At 66.7% G+C, this 25,302-nt stretch carries 19 protein-coding genes; 2 read left to right on the top strand and 17 right to left on the bottom strand.

Annotated features, from left to right (window positions below):
* Window positions 1–52 precede the first annotated feature (52 nt).
* The 15 genes from ACFVDI_RS21905 to rplJ all read right to left on the bottom strand — a co-directional run bounded on the left by ACFVDI_RS21905 (window position 53) and on the right by rplJ (window position 20,966).
* Window positions 53–3,928, bottom strand: a complete 3,876-nt coding sequence (locus tag ACFVDI_RS21905) for a DNA-directed RNA polymerase subunit beta' (RefSeq protein ID WP_378910140.1) — start codon at window positions 3,926–3,928, stop codon at window positions 53–55.
* Window positions 3,929–4,014: 86 nt separating this feature from the next.
* Window positions 4,015–7,485 (bottom strand): DNA-directed RNA polymerase subunit beta, encoded by a 3,471-nt coding sequence (rpoB, locus tag ACFVDI_RS21900; protein ID WP_378910137.1) that lies wholly within the window; start codon window positions 7,483–7,485, stop codon window positions 4,015–4,017.
* A 332-nt stretch (window positions 7,486–7,817) separates the two neighbouring features.
* Window positions 7,818–8,759, bottom strand: a complete 942-nt coding sequence (locus tag ACFVDI_RS21895) for a J domain-containing protein (RefSeq protein ID WP_378910135.1) — start codon at window positions 8,757–8,759, stop codon at window positions 7,818–7,820.
* A complete protein-coding gene (locus ACFVDI_RS21890; protein WP_378910133.1) occupies window positions 8,756–9,376 on the bottom strand; it encodes a hypothetical protein in 621 nt (206 codons plus the stop codon). Before ACFVDI_RS21890 ends, ACFVDI_RS21895 begins: the two co-directional genes overlap by 4 nt.
* A 141-nt stretch (window positions 9,377–9,517) precedes the next feature.
* Window positions 9,518–10,786 (bottom strand): MCE family protein, encoded by a 1,269-nt coding sequence (locus tag ACFVDI_RS21885; protein ID WP_378910131.1) that lies wholly within the window; start codon window positions 10,784–10,786, stop codon window positions 9,518–9,520.
* A complete protein-coding gene (locus ACFVDI_RS21880; RefSeq protein ID WP_378910129.1) occupies window positions 10,783–12,267 on the bottom strand; it encodes an MCE family protein in 1,485 nt (494 codons plus the stop codon). The genes ACFVDI_RS21885 and ACFVDI_RS21880 overlap by 4 nt, the downstream gene beginning before the upstream one ends.
* A 35-nt stretch (window positions 12,268–12,302) precedes the next feature.
* On the bottom strand, window positions 12,303–13,445 hold the full coding sequence (locus ACFVDI_RS21875) for an MCE family protein (RefSeq protein ID WP_378910126.1): 1,143 nt from the start codon (window positions 13,443–13,445) through the stop codon (window positions 12,303–12,305).
* A gap of 79 nt (window positions 13,446–13,524) precedes the next feature.
* Window positions 13,525–14,499 (bottom strand): MCE family protein, encoded by a 975-nt coding sequence (locus tag ACFVDI_RS21870; RefSeq protein WP_378910124.1) that lies wholly within the window; start codon window positions 14,497–14,499, stop codon window positions 13,525–13,527.
* Window positions 14,496–15,548, bottom strand: coding sequence for an MCE family protein (locus ACFVDI_RS21865; protein WP_378910122.1), 1,053 nt, complete (start codon window positions 15,546–15,548; stop codon window positions 14,496–14,498). The genes ACFVDI_RS21870 and ACFVDI_RS21865 overlap by 4 nt, the downstream gene beginning before the upstream one ends.
* Window positions 15,545–16,906, bottom strand: a complete 1,362-nt coding sequence (locus ACFVDI_RS21860) for an MCE family protein (protein WP_378910120.1) — start codon at window positions 16,904–16,906, stop codon at window positions 15,545–15,547. Before ACFVDI_RS21860 ends, ACFVDI_RS21865 begins: the two co-directional genes overlap by 4 nt.
* On the bottom strand, window positions 16,903–17,730 hold the full coding sequence (locus tag ACFVDI_RS21855; protein WP_378910117.1) for an MlaE family ABC transporter permease: 828 nt from the start codon (window positions 17,728–17,730) through the stop codon (window positions 16,903–16,905). The genes ACFVDI_RS21860 and ACFVDI_RS21855 overlap by 4 nt, the downstream gene beginning before the upstream one ends.
* Window positions 17,731–17,743: 13 nt before the next feature.
* A complete protein-coding gene (locus tag ACFVDI_RS21850; protein WP_378910114.1) occupies window positions 17,744–18,529 on the bottom strand; it encodes an MlaE family ABC transporter permease in 786 nt (261 codons plus the stop codon).
* Complete coding sequence (locus tag ACFVDI_RS21845; protein WP_378910111.1) at window positions 18,529–19,512, bottom strand: ABC transporter ATP-binding protein; 984 nt, start codon at window positions 19,510–19,512, stop codon at window positions 18,529–18,531. The genes ACFVDI_RS21850 and ACFVDI_RS21845 overlap by 1 nt, the downstream gene beginning before the upstream one ends.
* A 392-nt stretch (window positions 19,513–19,904) precedes the next feature.
* A complete protein-coding gene (rplL, locus tag ACFVDI_RS21840; RefSeq protein ID WP_008362878.1) occupies window positions 19,905–20,291 on the bottom strand; it encodes a 50S ribosomal protein L7/L12 in 387 nt (128 codons plus the stop codon).
* Between the two features lie 93 nt (window positions 20,292–20,384).
* Entirely contained in the window at window positions 20,385–20,966 is a 582-nt protein-coding gene (rplJ, locus tag ACFVDI_RS21835; protein WP_165110521.1) for a 50S ribosomal protein L10, read from the bottom strand.
* Window positions 20,967–21,213: 247 nt separating this feature from the next.
* Between rplJ and ACFVDI_RS21830 the strand changes: the two genes are divergently transcribed.
* Window positions 21,214–22,203 carry an aldo/keto reductase gene (locus tag ACFVDI_RS21830; protein ID WP_378910108.1) on the top strand — a complete coding sequence of 330 codons (990 nt, stop codon included), beginning with the start codon at window positions 21,214–21,216 and terminating at the stop codon, window positions 22,201–22,203.
* A gap of 228 nt (window positions 22,204–22,431) precedes the next feature.
* Window positions 22,432–23,685: an MFS transporter gene (locus tag ACFVDI_RS21825; protein ID WP_378910105.1), complete on the top strand. Its 1,254-nt coding sequence runs from the start codon at window positions 22,432–22,434 to the stop codon at window positions 23,683–23,685.
* Here the strand turns inward: ACFVDI_RS21825 and ACFVDI_RS21820 are convergent.
* On the bottom strand, window positions 23,630–24,340 hold the full coding sequence (locus ACFVDI_RS21820) for a maleylpyruvate isomerase family mycothiol-dependent enzyme (RefSeq protein ID WP_378910102.1): 711 nt from the start codon (window positions 24,338–24,340) through the stop codon (window positions 23,630–23,632). The two genes, ACFVDI_RS21825 and ACFVDI_RS21820, sit on opposite strands and share 56 nt — an antisense overlap.
* A gap of 32 nt (window positions 24,341–24,372) precedes the next feature.
* Window positions 24,373–25,251, bottom strand: coding sequence for a phosphotransferase family protein (locus ACFVDI_RS21815; RefSeq protein WP_378910099.1), 879 nt, complete (start codon window positions 25,249–25,251; stop codon window positions 24,373–24,375).
* Between the last annotated feature and the right edge of the window lie 51 nt (window positions 25,252–25,302).

Here is a 25,302-nt window from a genome sequence, read left to right as displayed (position 1 = left end):
GGCCTTGTCTTGCTCGATCTGGTTCCCTTAACCAGTCCTGCGGGCTTCGCCCTCAGGACTGGTAGGAACCGAAGTCGAAGTCGTCCAGCGCGACGGCCTGGCCGCCGGTGTTGCCGAACTCGTAGTCGTAGTTGTCGTAACCGGTCACGGAGTACGCCGCGGCACGAGCCTCATCGGTCGGCTCGACCTTGATGTTGCGGTAGCGCTCCAGGCCGGTGCCGGCCGGGATGAGCTTACCGATGATGACGTTCTCCTTCAGACCGCGCAGCGAGTCGGAGCGGCCGTTGATGGCCGCGTCGGTGAGGACGCGGGTGGTCTCCTGGAAGGAGGCCGCCGACAGCCAGGACTCCGTGGCCAGCGAGGCCTTGGTGATACCCATCAGCTCCGGACGACCCGAGGCCGGCTTGCCGCCCTCGGAGACCACGCGCCGGTTCTCCGACTCGAAGTCGATGCGGTCGGCCAGGTCGGACGGCAGCAGGTTGGTGTCACCGGACTCGAGCACCGTGATCCGGCGCAGCATCTGCCGCACGATGATCTCGATGTGCTTGTCGTGGATGGACACACCCTGCGACCGGTAAACGGCCTGGACCTCGTCGACGAGGTGCTGCTGCGTCTTGCGGACACCGAGGATACGGAGGACCTCCTTGGGGTCCGGCGTACCGATGGTCAGCGGCTGGCCGACACCGATGTGGTCGCCGTCGGCGACCCGCAGACGCGAGCGACGGGAGACGACGTACTCCTTGACGTCCGAACCGTCGTCCGGGGTGACCAGGACCTTGCGGGCCTTGTCGGTCTCCTCGATCTCGACGCGACCGGCGACCTCGGAGATCGGCGTGACACCCTTCGGCGTACGCGCCTCGAAGAGCTCGACGACACGCGGCAGACCCTGCGTGATGTCGTCGGCCGAGGCCACACCACCGGTGTGGAACGTACGCATGGTCAGCTGGGTGCCCGGCTCACCGATGGACTGGGCGGCGATGATGCCGACCGCCTCACCGATGTCGACGAGCTTGCCGGTGGCCAGCGAGCGGCCGTAGCACTTGGCACACGTACCGGTGCGGGCCTCACAGGTGAGGACCGACCGGACCTTGACCTCGATGATGCCGGCGCGAACCAGCTCCTCGATCTTGACGTCGCCCAGGTCCTCACCGGCGACCGCGAGAACCTCGCCGGTCTCCGGGTGCTCGATGTCGACGGCAGCCGTGCGAGCGTACGCAGCGGTCTCGGCGTTGTCGTCCTTGACGACGACGCCGCCCTGGTCGACGCCGATGACCTTCGGCAGACCGCGCTCGGTGCCACAGTCGTCCTCACGGATGATGACGTCCTGCGAGACGTCCACCAGACGACGGGTCAGGTAACCCGAGTCGGCGGTACGCAGCGCGGTGTCGGCCAGACCCTTACGAGCACCGTGGGTGGAGATGAAGTACTCCAGGACGGAGAGACCCTCGCGGAAGTTCGACTTGATCGGCCGCGGGATGATCTCGCCCTTCGGGTTGGCCACCAGGCCTCGCATGGCGCCGACCTGGCGGATCTGGTTGAAGTTACCCGACGCACCCGAGGTGACCTGCATGAAGATCGGGTTCTTGCGGTCGAACGCCTGCTCCATCGCAGCACCGACGACCTTGGCGGCCTCGGTCCAGATCTCGACGAGCTCCTGACGGCGCTCCTCGTCGGTGACCAGACCACGCTCGAACTGCTTCTGCACCTTGGCAGCCTGCTTCTCGAACGCCTCCAGGATCTCGGCCTTGTTCGGCGGCGTGGTGACGTCGTCGATGGAGACCGTGACACCCGAACGAGTGGCCCAGTGGAAGCCGTTGTCCTTGAGCGCGTCCAGCGACGCCGCGACCTCGACCTTGGTGTAGCGCTCGGCCAGGTCGTTGATGATCGCGCCGAGCTGCTTCTTACCGACCTCGTAGTTCACGAAGGGGTAGTCGGCGGGGAGGGTGTCGTTGAAGATCACCCGGCCCAGCGTGGTCTCGACCACGAGCGGCTCGCCCAGGGTCCAGCCCTCCGGCACGTCGTAGCCGGTCGGCGGGACGATGTCGTCGAGACGGATCTTGATCTTCGACTGCAGCGTGATCTCGAGGTGGTCGAAGGCCATGATCGCCTCGGCCGGGGACGAGAACGCACGACCCTCGCCGACCTCACCGTCGCGGTCGGAGGTGAGGAAGTAGAGACCGATGATCATGTCCTGGGTCGGCATGGTGACCGGACGACCGTCGGACGGCTTGAGGATGTTGTTGGTCGAGAGCATCAGGATGCGAGCCTCGGCCTGCGCCTCCGCCGACAGCGGCAGGTGGACAGCCATCTGGTCACCGTCGAAGTCCGCGTTGAACGCGGTGCAGACGAGCGGGTGCAGCTGGATGGCCTTACCCTCGATCAGCTGCGGCTCGAAGGCCTGGATGCCGAGGCGGTGCAGGGTCGGCGCACGGTTCAGCAGAACCGGGTGCTCGGTGATGACCTCTTCGAGGACGTCCCACACGACCGGACGGGCACGCTCGACCATCCGCTTGGCCGACTTGATGTTCTGAGCGTGGCTCAGGTCCACCAGGCGCTTCATCACGAACGGCTTGAACAGCTCCAGGGCCATCTGCTTCGGCAGACCGCACTGGTGCAGCTTCAGCTGCGGACCCGACACGATGACCGAACGACCGGAGTAGTCGACGCGCTTACCGAGCAGGTTCTGACGGAAGCGACCCTGCTTGCCCTTGAGCATGTCGGAGAGCGACTTCAGCGGACGGTTGCCCGGCCCGGTGACCGGACGGCCACGACGGCCGTTGTCGAACAGCGAGTCGACGGCCTCCTGCAGCATCCGCTTCTCGTTGTTCACGATGATCTCGGGGGCACCGAGGTCGAGGAGACGCTTGAGGCGGTTGTTGCGGTTGATCACACGACGGTAGAGGTCGTTGAGGTCGGAGGTCGCGAAGCGGCCACCGTCGAGCTGCACCATCGGGCGCAGGTCCGGCGGGATGACCGGGACGGCGTCGAGCACCATGCCGGTCGGCTGGTTGCCGGTCTTGCGGAAGGCGTCGACGACCTTGAGGCGCTTGAGCGCACGGACCTTGCGCTGACCCTTGCCGGTGGCGATGGTCTCGCGCAGGTTCTCGACCTCGGCGTCGATGTCGAAGTTCTCGAGGCGCTTCTGGATCGCCGTGGCGCCCATGTGGCCCTCGAAGTACTTGCCGAACCAGGTCTTCATCTCGCGGTAGAGCAGCTCGTCGCCCATGAGGTCCTGGACCTTCAGGTTCTTGAAGGTGTCCCACACCTCGTCGAGACGGTTGACCTCACGCTCGGTGCGGTCGCGCAGCTGCTTCATCTCGCGCTCGGCGCCGTCCTTGACCTTGCGCTTGGCGTCGGACTTGGCGCCCTCGGCCTCGAGCGCGGCCAGGTCGGTCTCGAGCTTCTTGGCGCGGTCGTTGATCGCCACGTCGAGCCGGCCGGTCAGCATCTTGCGCTGCTGGTCGACCTTGGCCTCGAGCGAGGACAGGTCGCGGTGACGCGCGTCCTCGTCGACCGAGGTGATCATGTACGCAGCGAAGTAGATGACCTTCTCCAGGTCCTTCGGGGCGAGGTCGAGCAGGTAGCCCAGCCGCGACGGAACGCCCTTGAAGTACCAGATGTGGGTCACCGGAGCGGCGAGCTCGATGTGGCCCATGCGCTCGCGGCGTACCTTGGAGCGGGTGACCTCGACGCCACAGCGCTCACAGATGATGCCCTTGAAGCGCACGCGCTTGTACTTGCCGCAGTAGCACTCCCAGTCCCGGGTGGGACCGAAGATCTTCTCGCAGAAGAGGCCGTCACGCTCGGGCTTGAGCGTGCGGTAGTTGATGGTCTCAGGCTTCTTGACCTCGCCGTGGCTCCACGCGCGGATCTCGTCCGCGGTGGCCAGGCCGATCTTGAGCTGATCGAAGAAGTTGACGTCGAGCACGGTGGCTTCCAGTTCCTTCGTTAGTTCTTGGAAAGTTAAAGGGGACTGAGGGAGGGAGGTGCGCCCGCAGGCGCACCTCCCGCTCGTCAGACTTCCTCTACGGAAGAGGGCTCGCGGCGGGACAGGTCGATGCCGAGCTCCTCGGCGGCGCGGAAGACGTCCTCCTCCGCGTCACGGAGCTCGATCGCCGAACCGTCCTGGCTCAGAACCTCGACGTTCAGGCACAGCGACTGCATCTCCTTGACGAGAACCTTGAACGACTCCGGGATACCCGAGTCGGGGATGTTCTCGCCCTTGACGATCGCCTCGTACACCTTCACGCGGCCAGGCACGTCGTCCGACTTGATGGTCAGGAGCTCCTGCAGGGCGTAGGCGGCGCCGTACGCCTCCATCGCCCAGACCTCCATCTCACCGAAGCGCTGGCCACCGAACTGGGCCTTACCGCCGAGCGGCTGCTGGGTGATCATCGAGTACGGACCGGTCGAACGCGCGTGGATCTTGTCGTCGACCAGGTGGTGCAGCTTCAGGATGTACATGTAGCCCACGGCCACCGGCTCCGGGAACGGCTCGCCGGAGCGGCCGTCGAAGAGGCGGGCCTTGCCGTCGGTGCCGACCACACGCCGACCGTCCCGGTTCGGGAGGGTCGCGCTGAGCAGACCGGTGATCTCGTCCTCACGCGCACCGTCGAAGACCGGCGTGGCCACCTTGGTGCCCGGCTCGGCCTTGTCGGCGTGGATCTTGATCAGGCGCTGCTTCCAGGCGCTGTCCTCGGGGTCGTCGGAGAGGTTGAGGTCCCAACCCTGCTTGGCGAGCCAGCCGAGGTGGAGCTCCAGGACCTGTCCGATGTTCATACGACGCGGAACACCGAGCGGGTTGAGCAGGACGTCGACCGGGGTGCCGTCCTCCATGAACGGCATGTCCTCGACCGGCAGGATCTTCGCGATGACACCCTTGTTGCCGTGACGGCCGGCGAGCTTGTCACCCACGGAGATCTTGCGCTTCTGCGCCACGTAGACCCGAACCAGCTGGTTCACGCCCGGGGGCAGCTCGTCGCCCTCCTCACGGTCGAAGACCCGGACACCGATGACGGTGCCCTCCTCGCCGTGCGGAACCTTCATCGAGGTGTCGCGGACCTCGCGCGCCTTCTCACCGAAGATCGCGCGGAGCAGACGCTCCTCCGGGGTGAGCTCGGTCTCGCCCTTCGGGGTGACCTTGCCGACCAGGATGTCGCCGGTGGTGACCTCGGCGCCGATGCGGATGATGCCGCGCTCGTCGAGGTCGGCCAGCATCTCCTCGGAGACGTTCGGGATGTCCCGGGTGATCTCCTCCGGACCCAGCTTGGTGTCGCGGGCGTCGACCTCGTGCTCCTCGATGTGGATCGAGGTGAGGTAGTCCTGCTGCACCAGACGCTGGGAGAGGATGATCGCGTCCTCGTAGTTGTGGCCCTGCCACGACTGGAAGGCGACCAGCAGGTTGGCACCCAGCGCCATCTCGGCACCCTGGGTCGCCGGACCGTCGGCCAGCGGGGAGCCGACCTCGACCCGGGCGCCCTCGTCGACCAGTGGCTGCTGGTTGACGCAGTTGCCCTGGTTGGAGCGCTCGAACTTCGCGAGCTTGTAGGTGGTGTAGGTGCCGTCGTCGTTGAGGGTCTCGATGACGTCGGCGGAGACCTCCTTGACGACACCGGCCTTCTTCGCGACGAGCACGTCACCGGCGTCGACCGCGGCCCGGTACTCGATGCCGGTGCCGACCAGCGGCGAGTCGCTGCGGACCAGCGGAACGGCCTGACGCTGCATGTTGGCGCCCATGAGCGCACGGTTGGCGTCGTCGTGCTCGAGGAACGGGATCAGCGCGGTCGCGACCGACACCATCTGGCGCGGCGAGACGTCGATGTAGTCGACCTCGTCGGCCAGGAGCTCGGAGACCTCACCGTCGCGCTGGCGGACCAGGACGCGCTCGGTGGCGAACCGCATGTTCTCGTCGACGGCCGCGTTGGCCTGCGCGATGACGTACCTGTCCTCGTCGTCGGCGGTCAGGTAGTCGATCTTGTCGGTGACGACGCCGTTCTCGACCTTGCGGTAGGGCGTCTCGACGAAACCGAACGGGTTGATCCGGCCGAAGGAGGCCAGCGAGCCGATCAGACCGATGTTGGGACCTTCAGGGGTCTCGATCGGGCACATCCGGCCGTAGTGCGACGGGTGGACGTCTCGGACCTCCATGCCGGCGCGGTCACGGGAGAGACCACCCGGGCCGAGGGCCGACAGACGACGCTTGTGCGTCAGGCCCGCGAGCGGGTTGTTCTGGTCCATGAACTGCGACAGCTGCGAGGTGCCGAAGAACTCCTTCAGCGCAGCGACCACGGGACGGATGTTGATCAGCGACTGCGGGGTGATCGCCTCGACGTCCTGGGTCGTCATCCGCTCGCGCACGACGCGCTCCATACGAGCCAGGCCCGTACGCAGCTGGTTCTGGATCAGCTCGCCGACCGTCCGCATCCGGCGGTTGCCGAAGTGGTCGATGTCGTCGGCGGCGATGTCGATCGTGCCCTGCGGGGTCTCGAGCTGCGTACGCCCGTCGTGCAGCGCCACCACGTACTTGATCGTCGCGACGATGTCGTCGACGGTCAGGGTCTGCTGGTCGAAGGCCTCGGTCAGACCGAGCTTCTTGTTGACCTTGTAGCGGCCGACCTTGGCGGTGTCGTAGCGCTTCGGGTTGAAGTAGTAGTTGTTCAGCAGCGTCTGCGCGGCCTCACGCGTCGGCGGCTCGCCCGGGCGCAGCTTGCGGTAGATGTCGAGCAGCGCGTCGTCCTGGGCGGTGGTGCTGTCCTTCTCCAGGGTCAGCATCATCGACTCGTACTCGCCGAACTCCTCGCGGATCTGCTCGTTGGTCCAGCCGAGGGCCTTGAGCAGAACGGTGACGTTCTGCTTGCGCTTGCGGTCGAGTCGAACGCCGACCAGGTCGCGCTTGTCGATCTCGAACTCGAGCCAGGCACCGCGGCTCGGGATCAGCTTGGCGGTGTAGATGTCCTTGTCGGACGTCTTGTCGGCGGTGCGCTCGAAGTAGACGCCCGGGGACCGGACGAGCTGGGAGACGACCACACGCTCGGTGCCGTTGATGACGAAGGTGCCCTGGTCGGTCATGAGCGGGAAGTCACCCATGAAGACCGTCTGGCCCTTGATCTCACCAGTGTCGTTGTTGGTGAACTCCGCCGAGACGTAGAGCGGCGCGGAGTAGGTGAAGTCCTTCTCCTTGCACTCCTCGACGGTGTACTTGGGGTCGTAGAAGACAGGGCTCTCGAAGGAGAGGGACATCGTCTCCGAGAAGTCCTCGATCGGGGAGATCTCTTCGAAGATCTCCTGTAGACCGGACTTGTGAGACACGTCCTCACCCGCGGCTTCGCGGGCGGCAACCTGCTCCTGCCAGCGCTCGTTGCCGATCAGCCAGTCAAAGCTTTCGGTCTGGAGGGCGAGGAGCTGAGGGAGCTCGAGAGGCTCTGAGATCTTTGCGAAAGAGATGCGGCGAGGGGTGGAGTCACCCGACGAGGTGCGCGCGGCCAAGAGGAATCCTTCGACAAGGTTCGCAGGTGGATTCGCGCTGCCGACCACCGAACAGCCACCGGGCAGGCTGAGGGGCATATGAAGGCATGCGCAAAGCGCCATAGTACGGCACAAAAGCGCACTTCACAACACCGGGCCCGATTTCGAAGTCCGGCGTTCCTTCATTCACACCTTCGGCGCCCGAGGGTCGGCGTTGTGGTTCGTTGCCTTGTCGAGCATCGCGGATGATCATGCGCCTCTTCGGCACTCCGGGTCAAGCATCCGCGCCAATCGGTCCGTCCTCCGGGAAGGTTGATCCGATCACTTGACAGGTAGAAATCGACCCTGTGGGCCTAGTCCTGGCTGGGCTTCGTCTCGACCTTGTCCACGAGCCAGTCGTCACCGACCTTGGCCATGGTGAGCATCGCGTACTCCTGGTAGCCGATCGGAGTGCTCCGCTGGGCGTTGGTCACCTGACGGTCGACCAGCACCAGGATCTGCACGGTGTCCTCGGAGACCCGGATGACGCCGGCGTCGACCGGGGCGAGCGTCTTCACCACGGTCTTCGTCTCGGGGACGTTGTCGACGAGCACCGCGAAGAGGCGGTCGTAGTCCTCGCGGTAGTCCTTCGTCATCACGTCGTGAGCCTTGCTCTTCGACTCGTCCATCTTGCTGTAGTCGTAGGACAGCAGCGGAACCACGGCCTTCTTGGCCGCCTCGAGGGCATCCGCGCCCTGCTCCTCGACGAGGAGCTTGTGGTTGCGGGTGATCTGCTTGCCCACCGCGCCCTCGACCGTGCTGGTCGTGACGTTGTTGTTGGAGACGGTCTCAACCTTCTCCTGCCCGAAGAAGACCACACCGGCAGCGACGACCGCGGCCAGCGCGAGGGCACCGGCGGCGATCAGGCCCCATGTCGGGAGCATCGGGAGCGTACGACCGCCGGACTCCTCGGCCTCCTCGACGGCCTCAACGTCGTCCTCCGGAGCGTCCGGCGCGCCCTCGGCCTCCGTGCCGACGACGGCAGCGGTCTCCTCGACGGCCTCGTGGTCGTCGTCCTCGTCGCCCTCCTGCTCGGCTGCGGCCTCCTCGAGCGCGGCGAGCTCGGCGTCGTACGCAGCCCGCTTGTCAGCGTCCAGCAGCACGGCGGCGGCCTCGTTGAGGGTGCGGAAGCGACGGTCGGTCGGGTCCAGGTCGGCGATCGCCGACTTCCACGCCGCCCGGATGTCGTCGGTGGCGGCATCGGGCTCGACGTCGAGCAGGTCGTACCAGGTCGGAGAAGTCATCGTGGAACTCATGGTGTCACCCCTTCGCTGCTTTCCGAAGCAGGAGCCTCCTCGGCGGGGTACCAGTCGTCGACCAGCCACTTCCCGTTCTGCTTCACGAGCTCCACCTCCGTCCGCGCGAGCTGGCGGGCCGCCTCGAGGCGCTCCTCGGAGCCCTCGGACTTCGGGTAGCTGATCGCGAGCTCGGCGACGACCAGCACGGTCGCGCTGTCCTCGTCGAGACCGGCGACCGCCGTGCTGTGGACGTCGCTGGTGCGACCGACGCCCTGCTGGACGACGGTGGCCTCGGCGAAAGCCACGTTGCCCAGGAAGCTCTTCTCGAACTTCGGGGTCAGCAGCGCGCCGACCTCCTTGCGGTAGTCCGGCATCGTCTTCTTGTCGCTGCCGATGTCTTCGGGACTGTAGGTGTTGACCCGCCCGACGAACTTGTCGGCGGCCGCCATCACCTGCTCGCGCTGGCTCACCACCGAGTCATCGGCGCCGCGGGTCAACTGCCAGCCGACATAGCCGACGGCAGCGACGATGACGGCGATCAGCAGGGCCAGGATGCCCCACCGGAGCAGACTCCCCCGCTCGTCGGTCGCGGCGCTCGACTTCGCGTCGGGGCCGGGATCGGTCGTGGTGCTCAAAGGATCACTTTCCTCGTGTCGTCATCGGCTCGACGGAGAGCCATTCCAAGCGTCATCACCGTACGTCGCCTCGGCGACCGCTGACACCGCGGCCGCCGCCCGAACCCTGTCGGCTCCCGCTGGGGCGGGGTGGCGTCGCGGCTACTCGGCCCTCATCGGCTGGAGGTAGAGCCACTTCCAGGCGTCGTCCCCGTAGGAGGCCGGGGCCGCGGTGGACACCGAGGTGTTCTGGGGCTCACCCCAGGTGAGCTCGCCGGTGTCCGGGTCGAAGGTGGCTACCGAGGACGGTGCGCCGACCGCAGCCCGCGGCACCTGGCTGGAGCCGCGTGCGTTGGACTTCGTCGGAGGCTCGGTGCAGCGGACGCTGGTGTCGTACGGACGGCTCTGCAGGTCGAGCGGGCTGCGCTTCTTGGTGCCCTCATAGCCTTGCTTGCACGGTGGCTGGGTGGTGATGGCCAGTCCGAAGTGCGCCTGCGACAGGCCCGGGTGGCCGACGTCGACGACGGCAAAGCTGCCTTCGACCACGGTCGGGAAGATCGAGAGCAGATGCTTGACACCAGGCAGGTTCTTCCGCACGACCTTGCCCGTGACCAGCACTTCGTTGAGGAGCTCGCTGATCTCGACCTTGTTCTGCTCCAGGAACAGGCGCAGCTCGGTGGCACCCGCCGAGCCGCTCTCGATCAGCTTGATCAGGTCCTTGTTGGACGCGGCGAGAGTACCTGTGAACAGCTCCAGGTCGGTCGCGAACGACCGGATCGCCGAGGAACTGTCGAGCTGCCCCTGCAGAACCGTGTTGCTGTCCCTGATCAGCCGAGTCGTCAGCTCGAAGTTCTGGTCTGCCGTCTCCACGAACGCGGTGCCGGTGTCGATGATGGTCTGCAGGTCCCGACCAGTGCCCGCGAAACCCTTGCCGAGCTCGTCGACGGTCGTCGTGAGCGCTTGTCGGTCGACCGAGTTCACCGTGACCGTGATGTCCTCGAGGAGCTTCTCGGTAGGCAGCGGCGTGGCTGTAGCGGCCCGGGCGATCTCGGAGCCCTCCTCGAGGTAGGGCGCGCCCTTGGACTGCGGCTGCAGCTCGACGTACTGCTCGCCGACGGCCGATCGGTTGCCGACCACGGCGAGGGTGTCGGCCGGGATCTTGTCCTTCCACTCGTTGTCGATCTTCAGCGTGACGTCGACACCATCGCGGTTGAGCACCAGATCGCCGACCTGGCCGATCTTGACGCCGCGGTAATCGACCTCGGCGTCCTCGTAGATGCCACCGGACTGCGAGAAGTGGGCCACCACGGCGTAGTGGTCCTTGATGAACAGGGACCCCAGGCGCGCGTAGCGCGCGCCGACGAAGCTGACTCCGACGAGGGTGATCAGCAGGAAGACCATGAGCTGGACCTTCGTACGGCGGGTGATCATGAGACGCCCTCCTGGTGAGTGTTGCCCGAGGTGCTCAGTGCGGGGATCATCAGCGAGGTCAGCCCCGGGTCGAGCTCCTTGCTCAGCTCCTCGTACGTCACCGCATGCGTGCCGGGGGACGCGCCGGCTCGACAGAAGAGGAGCAGGACACAGCCCGAACCGTCACCTCCGGACGATCCGCCGCTCGTGCTCGGGGTCAGATCGAGGTCGAGCCCGAGGAGGCCGGTCAGCGTGCTGACCAACCCGGACGGCAGTGCGTTGCAGGCGCTCCGCACCTCGCTGGTGGTGCCGCTTCCCGAGAGCGCCCCGGTCAGCACCTCCTGGCATGCGGACAGGGACTTCGCGAAGGGACCGTCGCAGACCTTGTCCAACGCTCCGTTCAGCGCGTCGAGCAGCTCCTGACCTTCCTGACCCTGGAGGTGCCTGACGACCTCATCCTTCGCCCAGCACACGGTGGCGGGGACATCGGGGGCGTTGTCGAGCAGGGTGTCGAGGTTGAGATCGAGCGTGACGTCGAGATTGACGAAGTCACCCATGTGCAGGTTGCGGGCAGCCTGCGGCGACCCACCGACGGCTTCGTCGACGAACGGGTAGGTGAGGATCGTGTTGAACGCTCGGACGAACTTGTCACCCGCATCAGCCAAGTTGCTCAGGATCGGGCGAAGGTCCTTCACGATGCCGATCGTGTTCTCCTTGGAGGCCGCGATGACACGTACGCCGGTGTCGCTGAGGTCCTCGAGCGCTTGGAGCATCTTGACCAGGTCGGCGCGCTGCGAGTCGATGCTCTTCAACGCCGATGGCAACTCGTCGAGAGCTGCGTCGATGGACCCCATCTGCTCGTTGGTGGCCTTCGCCAGCGCATCGAGCGCCTCGATGGCCGCCACGATCTTCTCCTTGTTGTTGTCGAGCTCCCTCGCCAGCTTCTCCACCTGACGGAGCACGGAGCGGGCGGAGTCCTCGCGACCGGCCAGCGCCTTGTTGAGCTCGGTCGAGATGGTCTTCAGCTGAGCGACACCGCCACCGTTGAGCAGCAGGCTGAGCGCACCGAAGACCTCTTCGATCTCCGGGTTGCGACCGGTCTGGGACAGCGGAATCGTGGCGCCGTCGGCAAGCTTCGTCGCGGCGGGTTCTGCCGGGCGCTCCAAGGAGACGAACTTCTCGCCGAGCAGGGAGGTCTGCTGGATCGAGGCCCGCACGTTGGTCGGCAGGTTGACGTCCTTCTTCAGCTGCATCTCCACGGTCGCGACGCCGTCGTCGAGGCGGATCTCATTGATCTTGCCGACGTCGATGTCCTCGAGCTTGACCGTCGACTGGGGCACCAGGTCGAGGACATCTTGGAACTGCACCGTTACCGACATCGCGTCGTCGCCGGGGTCGACACCGCCGGGGAGCGGCAGATCGTAGACGGAGAACGTTCCGCACCCGGTCAGCAACAGAGCACCGGTGACCACGCCGACAAGAGCTTGGACGGCGCGTTTCATGGTCGTCATCGTTTGCCTCGGAATCCGCTTCGGCATTACTCCCTCACCTCCACGAGCCCGCCCAGCGACATGTCGTACGGCACGCCGACGGAGGATCCGGTGCCGGGACCGATCGCAGCCGAGCGGTTCAGCCCCGGCATCTGCCGGATCTGCGAGCAGATCTCGGCGCCGCTCCCGTCGGTGGCCTGGTCCACGATGGAGCACAGGAACGCTGCCGGGTTCTGGACGATCTCGTCGACCACCATCGACACGTTGGCGTTGGTGTCGAGGGTGCCGGTCTCGGGGTTGTAGGCGGCACCCAGGTTGTTGAGCGCCAGCGGCGCGGTCCGCAGGCTCTCGTCGAGCGCCTTGCGCTGACGCACGATCACCTTGGCCACCCGGTTGAGGCCCTGGATGTCCTCGCGCAGGATCGCCTTGTTCTCGCGGACGAACTGGGTCACCTTGGTGAGCGCGACCGAGAGGTTCTTCATCGAGGCGGCGAGTTCCTCACGCTCCCCCTCGAGCATCGAGGAGACCTCGGCGAGCGCCTGGGCGAAGTCACGTACGGTCTGATCGTTCTCGGCGAGCGTGCCGATGAACCCTTCGAGCTGCTCGGCCGAGTTGAAGAACTGCTCGTCGCGCCTGTCGAGCGTCCTGGTCAGCTTGCCGAGGTCACCGATGGTCGAGTTCATCTTCTCGCCCTGGCCACCGAGGTTCTTCGCCGTCTGCTGCAGCAGATCGGTGAGAGCGCCGTTCTTGTTGGCGCCCTCGGGACCGATGGCAACCACGAGGTCGTCGATGCTGGAGTAGATCTGGTCGAGCTCGACCGGCACCGAGGTCTTGTCGGTGCCCAGCACGGCGCCGTCCTCGAGCCTCTTGCCGCCGTCATAGGCGGGCGTGACCTGGACGTAGCGGTCGCCGACGATCGACGGCGAGATGACCACGGCCTTCGCATCCGCCGGCAGGTCGACGTCGTTCTTGTAGGTCAACGTGACCTTGACGTCGGAGCCGTTCGGCTCCACCTCGGTGACCTTGCCGACGGGCACACCGAGAACGCGCAGATCGCTGCCCTCGTAGAGCGACACCGTGCGCGGGAAGTGCGCGACGAGCGTCTTCTCGCCGGTGTCACGGACCAGGGCCCAGGCACCGATGCCGAGGACGAGCGCGCCGATGATGATCGGGACGATGAGCTTGTTCATGCCGCCACCTCCGTAGCGCAGGCGCCGGAATACGTACGTGGCGCCATGTTGTCCCTTTGGTTCACTCGCTGACGCTCGCTCATGGGGTCCCTCCCGTGACAGCCGGAACAGGAGGCATGTTCTGGACGTAGGTGTCCCACCAGGGACCGTTACCGAGGGTGTTGTTGAAGATCCGGTAGAACGGCGCCATCAGCTCCAGGGACTTCTCCAGGTTCTCCTCGTTCTTCGTGAACACGTCGAGGATCACGTCGAGGCTCTCCAGGGCAGGCTTGAGGTCGGCCCGGCTGTCGTCGACCAGCTGGGAGAGCTCCTTCGAGAGCTGCTGGGTCGAGACGAGCAGGTTGTGAACCGCCTCGCGACGCTCGACCAGCGCAGCGAACAGCTGGTTGGACTGGTTCATCAGAGTGATCAGGTCGCCGTCGCGCTCATCGAGCACCTTGGTCACCCGGTCGAGCTGGGTCAGCAGCGACTCGATGCGCTCGTCCTTGGCAGCCAGGTTGCGTGACAGGTCCGAGACCCCGGTGAGGGCGGCCTGGAACTCCTCCGGCGTCGACCGGGTCAGGTCGGCGAGCGTGGTGAGCGCCGCGGCGAGCTGGTCCTTGTCGATGTTGGCGGAGGTGTCGGCCAGGCCCTCGAAGGCCTGGACCACGTCGTAGGGAGACTCGGTGCGGTCCACCGGGATGGTGGCTCCCGCCTTCATCTGACCCTCACCGGCGGGCTGCAGCTCGAGGAACATGTCGCCGAGCAGCGTCTTCACGCGTACGCCGGCTCCGGAGTTCTCACCGAAGTTGACCTTTTCGCGGATCTTGAAGCTGACCTTGACCTGGTTGCCGTCGAGCTCGATCGAGTCGACCTTGCCGACTCGGACACCAGCCACCCGGACCTCGTCGCCTGCCTTCAGGCCACCGGCCTCCGAGAAGTTCGCGTAGTAGGTGGTGCCGCCACCGATCAGCGGCAGGCTGTCGGCCTTGAACGCCATCGCCAACAGCATGACGAGGACAGCGATCGAGACCGCGCCGATCTTGACAGGGTTGCGTTCGCGGAAGGGAATCATCCGAGGTTGCACCTCGCTTGGCCAGGCGCGAACAGCGGGATGTCGAGATCTTTGCCGTCAGCGTCTCGAATCGTGCCGCGGAAACCGCACAGGTAGAAGTTGAACCAACCGCCATAGCTCGCGGTCGCACCGATCTTGTCGAGCTTGATCGGCTGGATCTGCAGTGCATCGTCGAGCTTCTTCTTGTCCTTGACGAGCTCGTCGGTGTAGCGCTTCGACTCGCGCAGGTCGGCGAGGAGCGGGTCCTTGGCCTCGTGCACGAGATCCGCCGTCTCGACGGAGAGAGCCGAGATCTCGTCGAGCGAGCCGAGGATGGCCTCGCGGTCCTTGTTGAGGCCACCGACGAAGTCACGGAAGGTCACGATCAGGCTGGAGAGCTCCTTCTCGCGGTCACCCACGTGCTCGAGCACCTCGGTGAGGTTGTCGATCAAGGCGTTGATGATCTCGTCCTTCTCGGCCAGCGTCGAGGTCAGCGACGCGGTGTGGGAGAGCAGGCTCTCCAGCGTGCCGCCCTCACCCTGGAAGACCTGGACGATCTCGTAGGACAGCGTGTTGACGTCGTTGGGAGACAGCGCCTGGAACAGTGGCTTGAAGCCGTTGAAGAGCACCGTCAGGTCGAGCGCCGGGTGGGTCTGCCCGACGGGGATCGTCTGTCCCTCCTGCATCGCCGACGCGTCTCCCACCAGCTGGTTGGTCAGCGCGAGGTAGCGCTGGCCGATCAGGTTGCGGTACTTGATCGTCGCCTCGGTCGTGGTCGCGAGCTGCTGGGCGCTGTCGACGGTGAAGGTGACCACCGCGCTGCGGGCGTCCTCGGAGATCTCGACGCCCTTGACCGAGCCGACCTTGACCCCGGAGATACGTACGTCGTCGCCCTTGTTCACGCCGGTGACGTCGGTGAAGACGGCCTTGTACTCATCGGTCCGACCGAAGGTCACGTTGCCGATGGTGATCGCCAGCAGGCCGGTGGCCACCGTCGTGACGACCACGAAGACGACCAGCTTCCAGAACGCCTGGAGCGTCTTCGCGTCGAAGAGGTTCAGGGCACTCATCGGTAGGACACCTCCGCTCCGCGCGCGGCCGGCCCGAGCAGCAGCGCGCCCAGGTCGGGGACCTCGTCGGCACTCATGCCCATGCCCGGCGCGAAGAGCTCGTTGATCACGTCGGCTTCTGCGGCCGTACCGACGTAGGACAGGGCGGAGTAACCGGTCGCCCCGGCGGCTGCACGCATGGTGCCCTTTCCGTTGGGCTCGTCGATGCCGTCGTCGTAGTTCGGGACGTCGGTGAAGGGGTTCTTCTGGGTCCACGGCGGACTCGGCAGGTTGCCGCACTGAGCTCCGGTGTCCGCACCGTAGCGCGGCTTGTCCTTGGTGGAGTAGGGAGCACTCTGGTGCGGGATGGTCTCCAGCGTGATGTGGACCGTGTAGTTGCGGAACACCTCGTTGTACTCATCGGTCAACGTGTCCATGGCACCGACCAGGCAGGGGAAGATCGGCGCATAGCGGGCCAGCGCCGCGGTCACCGGCTTGTTGACCTCACCGACCTGGATCAGCGTGTCGGCGTTGTCTTCGAGGAAATCGTCGGTCGTGTCGGAGAACGCGGTGACGTCGGTCAGCATCTTGTTGAGCTGCGCCTCACGGTCCTCGAGGGTCGTGGCGGTGATGATGGTGTTGCGGAGGATCTGCCCCAGCTCCGGCAGCACGGCCTGGTAGGTGCCGGAGACCTGCGTGGCGAGCTCGAGGTCCTCGATCAGCGCCGGGATCTCGGGGTTGAGCCGCTTCAGGTAGGAGTCGAGCGTGTCGAGGGACTCGCCGAGCTTCTCACCGCGCCCCTCGAGGGCGGTGGCCATCGCGTTGAGCGTCATGTTGAGGTCGGCCGGCTGGATCGTGCGCAGCAGCGGGTAGAGGTCACGCAGCACCTCTTGGACCTCGGTGGCCATCTTCGTCTTCTCGATCACGGCGCCCGGCTGGATCGGTTCGGTGAAGTCGGTGTCGGGCGGGATCAGCGAGACGTACTTCTGCCCGAACAGCGTCTTGGGGAGGATGGCACCGGTCACGTCGGGGTGGACCTTGCCGGCCTCCTCCGGGAACAGTCCCAGGGTCAGCTCGGCACCCTCGTCGGTCGCCTTCATCTCCAGGACCTCACCGACGATCAGGCCACGGACCTTGACATCGGCGCGCGCCGGGAGCTGCAGACCTACGCGGTCCGCCTTGAGAGTGATCTGCTCGTAGTCCGCGAACTTGTTGGTGAACTGGGCCCACGTCAGCCCGAGCGCGGCGACCAGCAGCGCCAGGAAGACGATCCCGAGGATCTTCCCCTTCTGCCTGCCCCAGGCGAGCGCGATCGCGCTCCGCTTGTGCGGAGCGGGCACGGTGTGCTGGATCTCCTGGCGTGGAAGTGTCTGAGTCATCCCGCCAACCTCACTGTCGTCGTGCTGCCCCAGATCGCCATCGAGAGCATCAGGTCGAGCACGTTGACGGCCACGATGCTCGTACGCACCGCCTTGCCGACCGCGACACCGACGCCGGCAGGGCCGCCGGAGGCGTGGTAGCCGTGGTAGCAGTGGATCAGAATCACCACGACCGCGAAGATCAGCACCTTGCCGAAGGACCACAGCACGTCGACGGGTGGCAGGAAGGTGTTGAAGTAGTGGTCGTAGGTGCCGGCGCTCTGGCCGTAGAAGAGGACCACGGTGAACCGGGTGGCGACGTAGGAGGAGAGCAGACCGACCACGTAGAGCGGCACGATCGCGATCAGACCGCCGATCATCCGGGTCGTGACCAGGAACGGCAGCGACGGCACCGCCATGACCTCGAGTGCGTCGACCTCCTCGGAGATCCGCATCGCACCGAGCTGCGCGGTGAAGCCACACCCGACGGTCGCGGCGAGCGCGATGCCGGCGACCAGCGGCGCGATCTCACGCGTGTTGAAGTAGGCCGACACGAAGCCCGAGAACGCGCTGGTGCCGAGCTGGTCGAGGGCGGTGTAGCCCGAGAGGCCCACCTGGGCCCCGGTGAAGAAGGTCATCGCCAGGATCACGCCGACGGTGCCGCCGATGACGGCCAGCGCACCGGAGCCGAGGGTGACCTCGGCGAGGATCCGGAGGATCTCCTTCTTGTAGCGCCTCAGCGTGCGCGGGAACCACGCGACCGCGCTCACGTAGAAGCCGAGCTCGTCACCGAGGTGGTCGAGGCTCTTGGCAGGCTTTTCGTAGACCGACTTGATGTTCGCCATTCGTCTCGCCCTCCTAACCGGCCTTGCTCGGGATGATCTGCAGGAAGATCGCGCTCATCACGAAGTTCACGATGAACAGCAGCAGGAACGTGATCACGACCGACTCGTTCACGGCGTCACCGACACCCTTCGGTCCTCCGCCCGCGTTCATGCCCTTGTAGGAGGCCACGATCGCCGCGATCAGACCGAACACGAGGGCCTTGGCCAGGCCCTGCCACAGGTCCGCCATCTGCGCCAACGCGGTGAAGCTGGCCAGGTAGGCGCCCGGGGTGCCTCCCTGGATGACGACGTTGAAGAAGTAGCCGCCCATGACGCCGACGATCGAGACCAGACCGTTGAGGAAGACCGCGACCAGCATCGCGGCGAGCACACGCGGAACCACCAGACGCTGGATCGGGTCGATGCCCAGAACCATCATCGCGTCGAGCTCTTCACGGATCTTTCGCGCGCCGAGATCCGCCGCGATCGCCGACCCGCCGGCCCCCGCGACCAACAGTGCGGTCGCGATCGGGGCAGCCTGCTGCACGACCGCGAGGACCGCGGCCGAACCGACGAACGACTGCGCACCGAACTGTGCCACGAGTCCACCGACCTGCAGGGCGATGACGGCCCCGAAGGGGATCGCGACCAACGCGGTCGGGACGATCGTCACCGACGCGATGAACCACGCCTGTTGGATGAACTCGCGGAACTGGAAGGGGCGCCGGAACACGGCGCGCCCCACGTCCAGCCCGAACGCGAAGAGCGTGCCAGCGGTCCCGATCGGTTTCAGGACTCTGGCGGTGGTGAGAGAAGACATCAGTGAGGAGCCTCTGTGGGGTTAGCTTTCACGCCGCCGGGGGCCATGGCCGCGTCCGGGCGGAACGACCCGGGCGGCGGGGTGACACCGTTCTCGCGGCACCAGGCACCCGGAGGACGCTGGTACTTGCGGGGAATGCCGTTGGACGGCTCGAGCTGCATCGGGATCGGAGGAAGCGGCGGCAGGCCCATGTCCTTCTCGGCGGCCAGCTCGTCGGCGTCCTTCTCCTCCGACATGCCGATCGGACCGATCGTCTGGGCGTTGAGGAACTGCCGCACGACGGGCTCCTCGGAGCTGAGCAGCATCTCGCGGGGCCCGTACATGGCCAGGTGCTTGTGGTAGAGCAGGCCGATGTTGTCCGGCACCGTACGCGTCGAGTTGATGTCGTGGGTCACGATCAGGAACGTCGCGTCGATCTGCGCGTTGAGATCGATGAAGAGCTGGTTGATGAACGCCGTACGCACCGGGTCCAGACCGGAGTCGGGCTCGTCGATGAGCAGGATCTCCGGGTCGAGGACGAGAGCACGCGCCAGGCCGGCACGCTTGCGCATACCGCCGGAGATCTCACCGGGGAGCTTGTTCTCGGCGCCGATGAGACCGACCAGGTCCATCTTCTCCATGACGATGTTGCGGATCTCGGACTCGCTCTTCTTCGTGTGCTCACGAAGCGGGAACGCGACGTTGTCGAACAGGTCCATCGAGCCGAACATGGCGCCGTCCTGGAACAGCACGCCGAAGAGCTTGCGGACCTCGTAGAGGTCCCTCTCCGAGCAGCTGGCGATGTCGACGCCTTCGATGACCACGGATCCCTGATCGGGCTTGATCAGACCGATCAGGGTCTTGAGGAGCACCGACTTACCGGTGCCGGACGGCCCGAGCATCACGCTGATCTCGCCCGCGGGCAGCGTCAGCGTGACGTCCTTCCAGATGAGCTGCTTACCAAAGCTCTTGGTCAGCCCTTCGATCTTTACGTCTACACCCATCCGGGCCGGCTCCCTTCCTGTTCGCGGAGGTCTCCCTCAAGTCCCCACTGCCCGACTAACGGCAGACTGTGACGGGGGTTACGCACTTCCTGCGACACGCGTCACACTTTTGTAAACCATATTGGTCTGCGACCGGCGATGATGATCACCACCCGAGACGAGCTCCCCCTGCGAACACGTCGACGGTCGGATCGCGACCGCCGCGCTCGGCGTGTGTTCAAGATAACGAAACAAACCGCGGGAGGCTACTCCCGAGTAGCCTCCCGCGGTTGGAACGATCGGAGCGCTGCGCTGCAGCTTGACCGATCTGTGGCGGAACTGTTTCCGCGATGTAGAAAGCCCGGGCCCGGCGGAAACCGCCGAACCCGGGCTCAAGGGCCGAAGCCCTCAGATCACTTGACGGTGACCGTGGCGCCGGCGGCCTCGAGGGCCTCCTTCGCCTTGTCAGCGGTCTCCTTGTTGGCGGCCTCGAGGACGGCCTTGGGGGCACCCTCGACGAGCTCCTTGGCCTCCTTCAGACCGAGGGAGGTCAGGGCGCGCACCTCCTTGATGACGTTGATCTTCTTGTCGCCGGCGGACTCGAGGATGACGTCGAACTCGTCCTTCTCCTCGGCAGCGGCGGCGGCCGGGGCGCCCGGGGCGCCGGCAGCGGCAACGGCGACCGGAGCGGCAGCGGTGACACCGAAGGTGTCCTCGAAGGCCTTGACGAACTCGGAGAGCTCGATGAGGGTGAGCTCCTTGAAAGCGTCGAGCAGCTCGTCGGTGGAGAGCTTCGCCATGATGGCATTTCCTTTCGTGGTGGCCCTGTGCGTATTTCTTTGAGTACGCGGCAGAGCCGGGTTACAGGTGGTGGTTAGTTACGACCGGGGCGATCACGCCTCGGCCGGAGCCTCCTCGGCGGCAGCCGGCTCAGCGGCACCACCTGCGAGGATCGAGGGGTCCTCCGCGGCCTTGGCCTCGAGAGCGGCAGCGAGCTGCGCGGTCTTCGAGGGCAGAGCGTTGAAGGCGTACAGAGCCTGGGACATCGTCGCGGTGAACGCGCCCGCAAGCTTGGCGAGCAGGACCTCGCGCGACTCGAGGTCGGCAAGCTTGCCGACCTCAGCAGCGTCGATGGCCTTGCCGTCGAGGTACCCGCCCTTGATGACAAGGTTGGGGTTGGCCTTGGCAAAGTCACGCAGACCCTTGGCCGCCTCGACGACGTCACCCTTGATGAAGGCGATCGCGGTCGGGCCGGTCAGCAGGTCATCGAAGCCTTCGATGCCGCTCTGGGAGGCAGCGATCTTGGCCAGCGTGTTCTTGACCACGGCGTAGTTAGCGCTCTCACCGAGCGAGCGACGAAGAGTCTTCAGCTCGCCAACGGTGAGACCACGGTACTCGGTCAGCACGACGCCGCTCGAGGCGCTGAACTCGTCAGCGATCTCGGCAACGGCAGCCTGCTTGTCAGCCCGCGCCATGGGTCTCCTTCTTCCGGGAATCGATCCCACCGGCGAGGGCCCGTGAATGACAAACGCCCCGAGCGCAGGCTCAGGGCGTGACGTACGATCTCGTCTTGCTCTTCACCTACGCTGGCCGTCCGCATCCTGCGGAACCTTCGATCGGGTGCATGCACACCTGACAACCGGCGGTCTCTGGTTTCAGACGACAATTATGCGTACGCCGCGGGGTGCCGCCAAATCGGCGGTGAGCGCTACGTTTGCAGCCATGGAGAGCCACACCTTCGGAAGGATCGGGCGCACGGCGTCGGTCATCGGTCTCGGCACCTGGCAGCTCGGCGCCGACTGGGGCGAGGTCAGCGAGTCGGACGCCCTGGCGGTCCTCGAAGCGGCAGTCGGCGACGGGGTCACCTTCCTCGACACCGCCGACGTCTACGGCGACGGTCGCAGCGAGCAGGTCATCGGACGGTTCCTGCGGTCGCACGACGACATCTTCGTCGCGACGAAGATGGGACGCCGGGTGGATCAGGTCCCGTCCAACTACACTCCGGCCGCGTTCCGCGAGTGGCTGGACCGCTCGCGCACCAACCTCGGCGTCGACACGATCGACCTGGTGCAGCTGCACTGTCCGCCGTCGGAGACCATCGAGTCCACGGCCACCTACGACGCGCTGGACACCCTGGTCGAGGAAGGCGTGATCGCGGCGTACGGCGTCAGCGTCGAGACCTGCGACCAGGCCCTGGCCGCCATCGCGCGGCCCCACGTGGCCTCCGTCCAGATCATCCTTAACGCGTTCCGACTCAAGCCGCTGGACCGCGTGCTCCCCGCCGCCGCGGAGGCTGGTGTCGGGGTCATCGCCCGGGTGCCGCTGGCATCCGGGCTGCTGTCCGGGCGCTACTCGGAGTCGACGACGTTCGCCGCCGACGACCACCGCACCTACAACCGCCACGGCGAGGCCTTCGACGTCGGCGAGACCTTCTCCGGCGTCGACTTCGCGACCGGCGTCGAGGCGGCCCAGGAGTTCGCCGCGCTGGTCTCCTCGCACGGCCCGGAAGGCGCCACCCCCGCGCAGGTCGCTCTCGCCTGGGTCGCCCAGCAGCCCGGCGTCACCACCGTCATCCCCGGCGCCCGCAACACCTCGCAGGCCCATGCGAACTCCGCCGCCGGCTCGCTCCCGGCGCTCTCGGACGAGCTGCTCTCCGGCGTACGCCGGATCTACGACACGCACTTCCGCGAGGCCGTCCACTCCCGCTGGTGACGATCCCCGCCGAGGCGTCAGCCGCGTCGGTCGAGTGGGCATCGCGGTGCCCACTCGACCGACCGGAGTGACGTCTCGGTCGACGGGGGTGACGTCTCGGCGCTTCGCGCGGTCACTCCCTCGCTCGGCGCGAGCGGACGAGCAAGCTCGCCGCTCGACCTCGCTCCGGTCGTCTCGCGCTGCCATAAAAATAGTGAGCCTTGGTAACGAATAGGGCAGAGTAAAGGCGTGACGACGGAGACGACGACCCAGGAGTTCCGCTTCCGAGACATCGCGGTGGTGGCGTACGCGCCCTCGATCGTCAGCTCCATGGGGCACGGTGCGGTGATGCCCGTCCTCGCGCTCCGGGCCTCCGACCTGGGCGCGGACGCGTCCGCGGCTGCGTTCGTGGTCGCGCTCCTCGGGATCGGGTCGCTGGCCACCTCGCTGCCCGCCGGGTCGCTGGTCGCGAGGATCGGCGAGCGGCGGACGCTGATGGGAGCAGGTGCGCTCGACGCGGTCGCGATGACGGTGGCGTTCCTCAGCAGCTCGGTCGCCGTGCTCGCCATCGCCGTCTTCGTGAGCGGGATGAGCTGGACGGCGTTCCTGATCGCACGGCAGGGCTTCCTCATCGACGCGACCCCGCCCTCTCACCGGGCGCGGGCGATGTCGCTGCTCGGCGGTTCGTTCCGGCTCGGGGTCTTCGTCGGGCCGCTGCTCGGCGCCGGCCTCATCCATCTCTTCGGGCTCTCCGCGGTCTTCCTGTTCGCGGCCACGATGTCGCTGTGCTCGGCGGTGATCGGCGGCTGGATGCCCGAGCTCGGCCGGACCCGCGCGCGCGAGCAGGGGCACCTGAGCGTACGCAGCGTGCTGTGGACCCACCGCCGGACCTTCGCCACCCTGGGCATCGCGGTGGTGATCATCGGGATCTCACGGTCCGTACGCACCGGTCTGCTCCCCCTCTGGGCCGACCACATCCATCTCGAGGCCTCGGTGGTGTCGCTCCTCTTCGCCGGGGCGGCGCTGGTCGACATCGCGCTCACCATCCCGGGCGGCTGGCTGCTCGACCACCGCGGGCGTCAGATCGTGGCGATCCCAGTGGTGTTCGCCGTCGGCCTCGGCTGCCTGCTGCTCCCCCTCACCCACGACGCGCTCAGCCTGGGCGCGGTGATGGCGCTGATCGCCATCGGCAACGGCCTCGGCTCGGGGATCGTGATGACGCTCGGCGCCGATGCGGCGCCGGCCGACGGACGCGCGCAGTTCCTCGGCGGCTGGCGGCTGTGCGGCGACCTCGGCGGCACCGGCGGGCCGCTCCTGGTCTCGGGCCTGGCCGCGGTCTTCTCGATCGCGGCCGCACCGGTCGCGCTCGGCCTGTTCTCGCTCGCCGGGGCGGTCTGGGTCGGCTACTGGACCGGCCGCGCCGACCGTGCCCGCCTCTCGGGCGCGGCTACGGAACGAGCGCTCGAGACAGTGCCTCAGCCAGGGCTGCCTCGTCGCCGGTGACGGTCAGCTCGGCGGCGGTGGGCGGCGTACGCCCCCAGAGAAGGAGCGCGAGGTCACGAGCCGTGCCGGTGACCGACACCTTCTGCACCGCGTTCGGCGCCCCGATCGCCCAGGTCTGGTCGATGTCGGTGGCGGTGAGCTCGATGCGGGTGACGACCTTTCGCGTGCGCTTCAGGGCGATCTGTCGCGGGTACATCACGGTCAGCACCTCGTCGACGGTGTCGGCCCAGAGTTCCGGGGTCGCCTCGGGGGCCGCGAGCCCGAGAGCCGAGCGGATGTCCCAGAGGTGGACCAGGGTCTCGTGCACCTGGCGCCGGAACCAGAAAGAGACCGGCCCGAGGCCGTCGTCGGTCAGCCCGTTGAGGATCCGGCCGGTCGCCTCCGGACCGAGCGTCGAGAGCGTCTCGCGCAGCTCGGCGGCCTGCTCCTGGTAGGCCGCGACCAGGTCCAACGGGACCGGCAGAGGCACCTCGTCCTCGTCCCGCGCCATCGCTGCCGCCCAATGGTGCACCCCGGCCAGATGGTCGGCCAGGTCCCCGACCGACCAGTCGTCGCAGGACGGGACCGGCAGGTCCGGGTCGGCCTGCTTCAGCGCGGCAGCGAACTCGGTCTGCAGCTCACCGAGAGTCACGAAGTAGTCGTCAGGCGTGGGCACGACGCCGACCCTACTGGCAACGGCGGCCGGCCTCAGCGGCATCTCGTCAGGACCACGGCAAGCCGTTCCTCGAGGCGGGCCAGCTCGGCCGGATCGGTGATGAACGACGCCCTGCCCGGTGGCGGGAGGAAGCCGACGACGTCCATCACGTCGAAGTACGGCTGTCGCGGGCGGCCGGTCGTCGTGGCGTACGCATCGGCGAACCGGTCGGCGACCTCACTGCCGTGGGTGAGCGCGAGATTGGTCGCGCAGTGGGCCACGTCCAGCCAGGCCGGCCCGACCGACGTCTCGACCCAATCCACGATCCCGGTGATCTCACCGCGATCCCACAGCACGTTGCGCGGCTGGAAGTCACGGTGGATGAAGCAGGGGTCGTACGCCGGTGGCTCGCCGCGCAGCAGCGCGAACGCGTCCTGCCACAGGCCTGCGTCGGTGGCCCACGCCGGCACGACGTACTTCGCCTCCCACGCCCACGACTGGTAGCTGCGTACGTCGATCGTCGGCTCGACCGCGTGGATGCCGGCCAGCATCTCCGCGAGCCGCAGGAGGGAGGTCTCGTCCGTCCGCCCCGGCTCGATCGCCCCGGGAAGCAGCGTCATCAGGTGGGCCGGGTGGCCGCAGTGCTCACCTGTCGCATCGAGCGCGAGCGACCGGGGCGCCGGCACCTCGGTGGTCGCGAGCATCCGCTGGATCTCGCTCTCCCGGGTCGTGAGCAGCTCGCCGTGCGTACGCCACGGCTCATTGGTCATCAGCCGAAGCACCGCCGGCTCGTGGCCGTCGCCCGAGATCGCCAACATCGTCGAGGTCCAGCCGCCGGACAGGCGTCGTACGTCACCGGCCGGATCGCCCAGCCTCTCCTGGGCCCACTCGAGCGCCGCAGACCAGTCCACCGTCCCGGGATCTGTTCGCACGCCGCCACCCTAGCCAGGTAGTCCGGGACGTTCCTGTCCATTACCCGCCGG

Origin of the sequence: Nocardioides sp. NPDC057767 (genome assembly GCF_042798275.1) — a bacterium.
Classification (GTDB): domain Bacteria; phylum Actinomycetota; class Actinomycetes; order Propionibacteriales; family Nocardioidaceae; genus Nocardioides.
The sequence above is the reverse complement of the archived record's forward strand: the minus strand, read 5'-3'. Positions and strand labels throughout refer to the sequence as shown.

Coding starts and splice junctions, on each gene's coding strand:
- ACFVDI_RS21845 (WP_378910111.1), bottom strand. CDS start 19,512: ATGGGTGTAGACGTAAAGATCGAAGGGCTGACCAAGAGCTTTGGTAAG.
- ACFVDI_RS21885 (WP_378910131.1), bottom strand. CDS start 10,786: ATGATCACCCGCCGTACGAAGGTCCAGCTCATGGTCTTCCTGCTGATC.
- rplL (WP_008362878.1), bottom strand. CDS start 20,291: ATGGCGAAGCTCTCCACCGACGAGCTGCTCGACGCTTTCAAGGAGCTC.
- ACFVDI_RS21865 (WP_378910122.1), bottom strand. CDS start 15,548: ATGAGTGCCCTGAACCTCTTCGACGCGAAGACGCTCCAGGCGTTCTGG.
- ACFVDI_RS21880 (WP_378910129.1), bottom strand. CDS start 12,267: ATGAAACGCGCCGTCCAAGCTCTTGTCGGCGTGGTCACCGGTGCTCTG.
- ACFVDI_RS21895 (WP_378910135.1), bottom strand. CDS start 8,759: ATGAGTTCCACGATGACTTCTCCGACCTGGTACGACCTGCTCGACGTC.
- ACFVDI_RS21860 (WP_378910120.1), bottom strand. CDS start 16,906: ATGACTCAGACACTTCCACGCCAGGAGATCCAGCACACCGTGCCCGCT.
- ACFVDI_RS21855 (WP_378910117.1), bottom strand. CDS start 17,730: ATGGCGAACATCAAGTCGGTCTACGAAAAGCCTGCCAAGAGCCTCGAC.
- ACFVDI_RS21850 (WP_378910114.1), bottom strand. CDS start 18,529: ATGTCTTCTCTCACCACCGCCAGAGTCCTGAAACCGATCGGGACCGCT.
- ACFVDI_RS21875 (WP_378910126.1), bottom strand. CDS start 13,445: ATGAACAAGCTCATCGTCCCGATCATCATCGGCGCGCTCGTCCTCGGC.
- ACFVDI_RS21870 (WP_378910124.1), bottom strand. CDS start 14,499: ATGATTCCCTTCCGCGAACGCAACCCTGTCAAGATCGGCGCGGTCTCG.
- rplJ (WP_165110521.1), bottom strand. CDS start 20,966: ATGGCGCGGGCTGACAAGCAGGCTGCCGTTGCCGAGATCGCTGACGAG.
- ACFVDI_RS21830 (WP_378910108.1), top strand. CDS start 21,214: ATGGAGAGCCACACCTTCGGAAGGATCGGGCGCACGGCGTCGGTCATC.